Here is a 389-nt window from a genome sequence, read left to right on the forward strand (position 1 = left end):
GTTACATCTTATCAAAATTTTATTGGCATTGACATCGGAAAATTTAAAAATGTCGTTGCAATTCACAAACAGGAGAATGATGTCGAATTTGATAACAATGCTTCTGGTTGGCAACAATTGTTTCAAGAGTTTTCAGATATTCTACCTAATTCTTTAGTGACTTTAAAAAATACAGGGAAATACGAGCTTGGTTTATTACATTTTCTTGTTGACAAGAATATTGCCGTGCATCGAGCTAATACTCGTAAAGTAAAAAGCTTTATCTTATCTCACGGAACTTTGGCAAAGTCTGACAGATCAGATGCAGGAGCTCTTGCTCAATATGGATTTGAACGCCATAGAACTATCTCTCTATTTGTACCTACCTCTACAGAACAATCAACTTTGGC

Annotated in this window: 1 protein-coding gene; it reads left to right on the forward strand. The window is 35.0% G+C overall.

Annotated elements, in window-relative coordinates; all coding sequences use genetic code 11:
* On the forward strand, positions 1 to 389 hold a 389-nt coding region (locus tag AB6N09_RS05675), incomplete at both ends, for an IS110 family transposase (RefSeq protein WP_411131953.1).

The sequence above is a fragment of the Wolbachia endosymbiont of Tettigetta isshikii genome (assembly GCF_041154185.1).
GTDB lineage: Bacteria > Pseudomonadota > Alphaproteobacteria > Rickettsiales > Anaplasmataceae > Wolbachia.